General features: G+C 60.1%; 5 protein-coding genes and 1 pseudogene. 4 read left to right on the top strand and 2 right to left on the bottom strand.

What is annotated here, in order from left to right:
- Positions 1 to 1,064 (top strand): DUF1998 domain-containing protein (locus AC0B44_RS20990; RefSeq protein ID WP_471904675.1); only part of this gene is annotated, 1,064 nt, incomplete at its 5' end.
- 62 nt (positions 1,065 to 1,126) lie between these two features.
- Entirely contained in the window at positions 1,127 to 4,567 is a 3,441-nt protein-coding gene (locus AC0B44_RS20995; RefSeq protein ID WP_471904676.1) for a hypothetical protein, read from the top strand.
- A gap of 404 nt (positions 4,568 to 4,971) precedes the next feature.
- Here AC0B44_RS20995 and AC0B44_RS21000 read toward each other — a convergent pair.
- Together AC0B44_RS21000 and AC0B44_RS21005 are read right to left on the bottom strand one after the other, a co-directional pair.
- Positions 4,972 to 5,306 (bottom strand): annotated as a pseudogene (locus tag AC0B44_RS21000) (transposase); the annotation flags it as partial.
- A gap of 206 nt (positions 5,307 to 5,512) precedes the next feature.
- Complete coding sequence (locus AC0B44_RS21005) at positions 5,513 to 5,863, bottom strand: hypothetical protein (protein WP_471904677.1); 351 nt, start codon at positions 5,861 to 5,863, stop codon at positions 5,513 to 5,515.
- An 82-nt stretch (positions 5,864 to 5,945) separates the two neighbouring features.
- Here AC0B44_RS21005 and AC0B44_RS21010 point away from each other — a divergent pair, with 82 nt between their 5' ends.
- Both AC0B44_RS21010 and AC0B44_RS21015 read left to right on the top strand, forming a co-directional pair.
- Positions 5,946 to 6,725, top strand: a complete 780-nt coding sequence (locus AC0B44_RS21010; protein ID WP_471904678.1) for a ScoMcrA-related endonuclease — start codon at positions 5,946 to 5,948, stop codon at positions 6,723 to 6,725.
- 253 nt (positions 6,726 to 6,978) lie between these two features.
- Complete coding sequence (locus AC0B44_RS21015) at positions 6,979 to 7,503, top strand: DUF6551 family protein (protein ID WP_471904679.1); 525 nt, start codon at positions 6,979 to 6,981, stop codon at positions 7,501 to 7,503.
- Positions 7,504 to 7,633: the final 130 nt, after the last annotated feature.

A 7,633-nucleotide genomic window follows, 5' to 3' on the forward strand; every position in this document is an offset into this window, starting at 1 on the left:
CGTCGTCGTGCCATGTCGTGTACTCGCCCTCCTGCACTCATTTTGGTGCATTCGAACTCGCACAACCACTGGACCTGCTCAGTGGGATCCAGTCAACAGCTCCTCCGGAACGCAAATGGAACGGTGCCAGTTACGTCGAGCACATCGGTGACGTCGTCGACACCTTCACCTGGAAGTCCACGGGCGGCATCACAGTCGAAGCCAAGGCCGGAGTTCGCGCTCGCATGGCGGTGATCTCCGAAGGCGAAGGCGCCGGTTTCATGCTCTGTAAATGGTGTGGCTGGGCCACACCGCGTGCCGGTCGGAATACTCCGCGGAAACATGAGCGTCCCGCCACCGGGAAGCCGTGTGACGGAACGTTCGACGTCGTCTCGCTGGCGCACCGTTACGAGACAGACGTCGCAGAATTCACCTTCGGTGATGTCAGCTATGACAAAGAGAGCGAATCGCGCTGGCTATCCGTCCTGTACGCCCTGTTGGAGGGGGCATCGAAAGCCCTCGAGATCAGCCGCGACGATATCGACGGAACACTGTCGTGGAGCAAGGACGGGCGACGAAGTATCGTCTTGTTCGACACGGTGCCCGCCGGTGCGGGAGCAGCCAAGAAAATCGCGGAGAACCTGGGAGCTGTCCTCGCCGGGGCGACCGAACGACTCAACTCGTGCGATTGCGGTACGGAGACATCGTGCTACGGGTGTCTGCGGACTTATCGGAATGCGCGCTACCACGACAAGCTCAGCAGGGGCGGCGCTCTCGAGATCTTCGAGGAGATCTCGATCGCCGGTGGTATGTCGTCCCCATGGCAGGATGCACTCGTTCTCGTGGACACCGAGGCCAAACCCTTGTTGTCCCAGCTGGCGGAAGCTCGGGTGCCGGTGCCACAGATCGGCGTCGAAGTAGGTGACGGGTGGATCGTCGAGATCTTGTGGGAGAGAGAAAAGATCGCGGTTCTCACCGATGACGACGCCGACCGGGAGGCCTGGTTACGGGACAACGGCATCGACTTTTTCCGACTCGAGATGGTAGATACGGAGGACTTGATCGGAAGAGTAATGCGGAGCTGACACACAGAAGCTCCGGCGCGTGAGTGTGATGCGACGAGGAGACTTGTCTGAGCGGAGGAACGGTGCCGACACCATTCGGACCTGACGAGATTGCGGCGCTCGACGAGCTCGAAACATGGATGGGTGACGAGGAGCGCAGACTCCGTGTCTGTCTCGGTGAGGTCGATCTCGTCGTTCGTGTAGATCTCGACGAAGCCGAGGTGCAGCGCATCCAGGGCTTCTACGGAATCGCTGCGCAACGTCACCGGCGGACAGGTCGAGCGATCAAATACTTCATCGATCGCTATCCTGCACTCACGATGACCGCGTTGGTCGGTCACGCCGCACTTGCTTACGAACACGGCCGGTACTGGGAGAGCTTCTGGGCAGAGCTCGGACTGCCACGAACACTTGCCTTCGAGAACGCGCTCCGGGAAAGTGTCGAGCCGAACCTTCAACGTTTCGGCCTCGACGCATTCCCTTCGCTCCGAGGACAATACGTGCAGACGCTCGGCGTGCACGCCGGCGTTCCCATCCACTGCATGGGTGCGCTCGTCGAGGTCGCTGACGAGTATCTGCACCGGGGACGTCTTGCCTCAGGAGCCGGCCTCATGGACTGGATCGTGCGATCCGACAAGAACCCGCAGGTGCTGAAGCTCGCAAAGCCGGTCCGCAACTTCCTGACGCACGGCGGATCGTTCGCGATCGAGGTTCTTGACTATCTCGTCAAGAACGTCGATCGAATGCTGGACGGCGGGACGCCGAACGACCTCGAACTCGACATCCGGACGATTCCACGAATTCTTCGTGATGGCATCGACGCAGCCCTCGAAGTCCACGCCTTCGGGAGGTCGGGCGGTGTAGGCGCAAGGTCAGCAGCACGCGGACGTCGTTCCCCTTGCGTCATATTCGCGCCTCTCGACGATCAGGTCGTTGTCGAGCTCCCCCCAACCGAGCTCGGTGAAGAGGAGAAGTGGCGTGTGTGGTATGACGGTGATATTGCGGTCGCGAGCCCTTCCGGCGAGTGGGGACTCGATTGGCGGGAGTGGGAGCCGACGCGACTGCCAATCCCAAAACCGGCACGGGAACTCGTCATCGAATGTAGCTCAGGCGAATCTGCCTGGAGGGTTCCGCTCGTGCGCACCAACGATCCGATTCTCCTCTTCGATCGAGACGGCCGCTGGCTGCGGAACCAAGCAGTGTTGCCAAAGGGGCAGATACTGGCGGTCTACCCGGAACATGCCCGCTTGGTGGATGAGGTCGCCGACGTCGATCTCCAGCCCTACGCAATCATCGGTTCCCCCGGGGGCTGGCGCGGCTGGCAAGTAGCTGCGGTAGACCTCTCCCCCGCGATGTCGTTGAGAGTAGTGACCGATGCCCGCAAAGGAGTCTTGCGTGGCGTTCGAGTCATCGAGGTACCACGGCTGGAACTGGGCGCTGCGATCGTGGGTCTGACGACCGCAGCGGGGGTCCCCGTCTACGCCGAGAAGCCGCGACTTCGCCTTCCCGGACGGGGGAACGGAGAGGACTCATCGTGGCGAGTACAGGTCAGGAGGAGTACTGACCGAGCCCCGGTCACGGATTCGACTTACACGACCGGTGTGGATGCACGCACCGTCGAACCATTCGCTGGGGTGCGTGGTGATCTTGCGGGCCAGTTCGATATTGCAGTCACGGGGTCTGCGGGGTCCAGTCTGCGATATACGGTCTTCGTCCTCGAAGGCGTCGACGTAACGATAGATCGCTGGGTCCGTCCACCGGCTCTCGGCGGCTTGGAGCCGGTCACGGCAAAAATACCTTCGCGTAGCTCCATCCGACCGGTTGAGACCTCGGTCGAATTCAGCCGAAGTGAGATCAAGCGCAACATCGGGTTCACTGCAGCTGCCGTTACCCACGCGTTGGTGCTGACACCACCCTATGTTCGGATCCATGTCGGCTCGGCCGGGCACGCAATCCGGTGGCGGACGTCGGTGCCAGTGCTGTTCCATGCCGATCTCGACGAACAATCCTTATTGGTACTGAATGTGCCGGGCTGCTCTGCACTTCGACTGGAATTGGTTGACAGGGACAGTGACGCGCTCAAATGGTATTGCCCTCGGAGGACCGCGGACGGCCACTTCGAAGCCGACCTTCGAGTCTTCACGGACGTCGCACGTAAGGCCGGCGACTGTGTGCTGACAGCGGTCGCTGTCTCGGAAGACCAGAAAATCGTTCGGTTCACGGCGGCACAGATCCGTCCGGTCGGGAGCTGCAGGGAAATTCGGATCGAGGACGAGAGTATGGTCTTCGACGGACTCAGGGTCGTCGACAATCTGGTGGCGAATGTATGGTGGTCGACCGCTCCCTGGGCAGGCGCCCGGGAGATCCCGGTGACCGATGTCGTGGTCCCCCTTCCGAAAGACCTGATTGCGGCAGGCAAGCTCTTGGTACAGCTCCGCGTGTCCGACCCGTGGGTGCTCGATGAGCCGCCGCAGTGGCCGGACAACCCGCTCTTCGAGATCGACCAAGCCGGATACAGGCGTGATCGGAACAAGAGCCGTGAGCGTCTCTCGAAGTATCTTGCGCAAGGAGGAGGTCATCCGCCCCGCAGCCCACAGGTCATGCCTGAGATCTGGACGGTCCTGGCGCGGACGTTGCACGATCCACGGGATGTCCTTCAGGGACAGATGCGCCGTGAGTTGCTCCGGGTCGTCTCGGAGAATCCACGAACGGCGCTGGAGTCGCTGGGCAACAGTACGATTCCTACCTCCCGGCTACCGTCCCTCGTTGTTCATACGGAGCTTGCTCGGCAGAACTACGGTTCCACCGAGACCTCGAACGAGCTGCATTCCAACCCATGGGTGGGATGCATGATCGAGATCTCCGACCTCCCGCCCTTGAGCGCGCGGAGACGCACAGCGCGTGGGGAGCGGCTTGACACCCTGAACTACTTGGAACAGCACGGCGGAGATCCGCTCATCACCGTTCTGGGTTGTGGCACGTTGCCGTCGACCGGTCGACCGGAGCATGAAATCGTCAGCGACTTGGTTTCACTAGGAGACGACGCATTGGACTATTTGGCCACCGAGATCCGTAGTGTGCCGGGGCCGATGCTTAGTCCGGAAGCCCGATGGTCCGCATACCTCGAAGCGTTCGACCAGCGAAGTATATGGACAGGTCCGGACTCGCCGCTGGGGCTGATTGTCGAAGCGCGACATTTGAGTGCTGATCTGGAAGAGCGCTCTCCTGCGCTGTACTCCGCGGTGAGCGAACGACTCGCCGTTTTCGCCGAGATCGGCGCAGATGCCGCATGGACCGCGGTCCCTGCTTTCAGCCTCGTGGCCGCAGGACTGGCCAGGTTGGAGGCCCACCAATCCGAACGGGAACTGCTCACCCCTGCCGTGCTCGAGCACTGGGGGAGGGTAGCAGAACACTGCCCGACCTTGGTGGCTACAGACCTTGTGTTTGCTGAAGCAGTCCTTACCTTCGAAGAGTACGGAGACGTGGTCACCGATTCTCCGAGGAAGTCGGCCGATCGCTTCTAGTCCTTGATTCCGAGTTCTCGAAGAAGTGGCTGGAAAACTGGCGATTCGTCAGCCGGCCAGGCAATGTCTCCGTTGTCTCCAGAGCCGGGGAGTGCCGCCTTGGCAGTGGGAAGAATATCCGGGAAGGCTTTGAGAAGATCCTCGATGAACTGCACGGCCATGTCGCGGTCGAGCTGAATAGATTGGCTGCTCTTGGGCTTGGACTGGCGGTAGTCCGTGCCGAAGGTGCTCAGGTGAATCAGGCGAGTTCCGTCACCATCTTCGATGATGGTGTAGTAACAGTCGACCTCAGTCGGATGCGCCTGAACCTTTTGTGTGCCTGCGGCGATGGAGCGGATACGAGCTGGCAGGTCCCCGATAGTCGGACCACCGCGTTCTAGAGTCGTGTCGCTTCGGTTTGACCTTCAGTCGATCTCGCACCCCTCCACCGGCTGGTGCCGGTGGGTGCATTGGGCAGCGTACTCGGCCGGCGTGAGGTAGCCCAACGACGAGTGTCGGTGCCGATGATTGTGATCGTCCTTGAAGTCCTCGATCACCACTCTCGCTTCGAGCAAGCTCGTCCAATGATTCCGGTTCAAGCATTCCTTCCGCAATCGGTTGTTGAACGATTCGATGTGACCGTTGTTTTACGGCGTCCCCGGCGGAATGTACGAGGTACCGACCCGATCCCGACAGAACTGTTGCAGAACAGAGGAATAAACTCCGGTCCATTGTCCATCCGCAACACCAACGGCGGACCCAGCAGATAGCGCGGGGTGCGGCGGGCGTTGCGTCCTGGATCGAACCCGGATCTCCGACGTTCGACGCAGGGATCGAGAAATCGGAGAAAGGCGCGGCCAGTGGCTCCGTCGACGAGCCACTATAGGACTGGCATCGTCCGCGACGGCAAGACCTTGGATTCGGGCGATGTGGCAAACCTGTTCTGACCAGCATCCCGCAATCGAACTACTCCTTGATACCGAGTTCGCGGAGGAGAGACTGGAAGATCGGCGATTCGTCCGCCGGCCATGCCAGGTCGCTCGTGTTCTTGGAGCTGGGAAGTGCAGCCTTCGCGGTGGGAAGGATGTCCGGGAAAGCTTTGAGGAGAACCTCGATGAACTGGACAGCCATGTCCCGATCGAGCTGGATCGACTGACTGCTCTTCGGCTTGGACTGACGATAGTCGGATCCGAATGTACTCAGGTGGATCAGGCGCGTTCCGTCGCCATCATCGATGATGTTGTAGAAACAGTCGACCTCGGTTGGGTGCGCTTGGACCCTTTGCGTGCCTGGGGAGATCGAGCGGATGCGAGCCATGGCGGGAATTGTAAGCCATGCTCAAGATCAGTCAGGTGGGTCTCCCACCCCGCTCATTGCATACGGACACTAATATCATCGCGTGGCTGTGAAGGTGAACCTCTCCGCAATTTCCCGATCGGCGGTCCTGTCCGCGATCGAAGAATTCGACACACTCGGACAGGAAGAGTTCCTGCGCAGACGCGGCTATGCCGAAGCGCGGAACTTCAGGTTGGTCTATCGTGGACGCTTCTACGATTCGAAGGCGATCGCAGGGGTCGCACACGGGTACGCAACGGGGCACTTCTGCGACAGCTCCGAGTTTTCCGGCGGGCTCGCAACGGTGTCCGACTGTCTCACCGACCTAGGTTTTGTTGTTGATCACGGTGGCAAACACGCCCGCGGCGGACTTTTGTGGGATCTCGAAACCACCCAGGTGTTCAAGATGGGTGGCCGTAGTGCTGCATACAAATTTGTCGTGCTGCTCTGGGCGTTAGAGCGCGTCGACCAGTATCCCGGGCTCGTTCACTTTTCCGAAGTTCGGAAAGAACTGGCAGAACTTCTGGTGCCGTTCTCAGTAGCAAAGTCTGCTCCGAATCCTGCAGACCCCTGGGTCGCCTTGCGGGGAAGTGGCTGGTGGACCCTTGAAGTCCCCGGCGGAGTCGACGCAGCCGGATCCGGACACCAAGTCTTGAGCGCGCTGGCGGTACGGGAGGATTTGCGCGCAGGTCTTTCGGAATCGGTTACGTATCGGTTAAGAGCTGCAAACTGGCGCGACGAAGCCACCGAAGTGCTTTACCGGAAGATCGCCGAAGCATCCAGCGCCACGCGAGCACATGAACTCAGAATGCAACTTGGTGATCGACCATCGTTGTCCGGCTGAACATAAGGGTCCTCATTGCCTTTTCTACATTTTCAGCACTCCAGCCCGCTCCCAATCCTCCGCAGAGGCTCAGGCTTCCCGGGGCAGGCAACTGTCGCCGTAAATTCTGGACGGAGTGAGCGGTAACGATACCCATGTTCTGAGCGACATGGTCGACGAGCTGGATCGCCCATACGGCTCAGCTGAACGGTGTTCCGCTGACGTACCTCACCTCACGCCTGTACGGTGACGACCCGCATGCCAACGAAGGATCATGATGACCAACCGTTATAAGTACGAGCTGCCCGAGCACAAGGTCGAGTACGGCGTGTACCTCGATGTCGATGAGATCGAGATCGACGAGGATGCACAGAGGACCATCAACGAGCGTCGTGCCCAGATGATCGCGAAGGATTTCGTCCGCGAAGCGATTGGGACACTCATCGTTTCCAAGCGAGATGATGGCAGATACTTCCTTGTGGACGGACAGCACCGTCGCCGCGCATGCCAGATTGTCGGAGTTGACAGGGTGCCGTGCGAAGTTCACCACAATCTTACGCAGGTAGAAGAGGCGATCTTGTTTCTGATCAAGAACAGGGAGTCGTCCAAGCCCAACGCGATTGATGAGTATCGAATCGGCGTGACAGGCGGAATTCCGTTGTTTGTCGATACCGAGAAGGTGCTGAAATCGCGCGGCCTTGCGGTGGGCAAGAGCTCAACCAATTTCGTTGGGGCCGTCAATGGAGTGCTTCGTATCACCGAGGAGTTCGGGCCGGACGTGCTGGCGCGCACCTTGTGACTGGGCCCCATTCTGAAGTCCACCGGCTATGCGAGCTGTAGTTGTTGTCTACCCTCGGTCTCCAACCAGTGTGCCCGGAACGCCTCGGGTGAACGGAACCCGAGCGATCCGTGCGGCCGATAACTGTTGT

It is taken from the genome of Rhodococcus sp. NPDC019050 (assembly GCF_055664235.1).